Origin of the sequence: Herbaspirillum lusitanum P6-12, from assembly GCF_000256565.1 — a bacterium.
Lineage (GTDB): Bacteria > Pseudomonadota > Gammaproteobacteria > Burkholderiales > Burkholderiaceae_D > Herbaspirillum > Herbaspirillum lusitanum.
Window position 1 is genome coordinate 1 of the sequence record NZ_AJHH01000223.1, and the last position, 276, is coordinate 276.

Consider the following 276-nt stretch of genomic DNA (forward strand, 5'->3'; position numbering starts at 1 on the left):
GGGCGACGGCGGCGTCACCATTTACGGCAGCAACGCCAACGACTTGCTCTACGGCGGCGCGGGCGCCGACACCATCATCGGCGGCAGCGGCAATACCTACTTCGAAGGCGGCGCAGGCGCCGACACGCTGACCGGCGGCACGCAGGGCATCAATACGGCGGGCTACAAGAATTCCGGCGCGGGCATAACGATCGATCTTTCCACCGGTCTCGGTTCCGGTGGCGACGCCCAGGGCGATGTGCTGAGCAATATCCAGAACCTGATCGGCGGCGCCTA

1 protein-coding gene is annotated in these 276 nt (G+C 65.9%); it reads left to right on the plus strand.

Annotated features, from left to right (window positions below; translation table 11 throughout):
• On the plus strand, positions 1-276 hold a 276-nt coding region (locus tag HLUSI_RS27460; protein WP_040503258.1), incomplete at both ends, for a calcium-binding protein.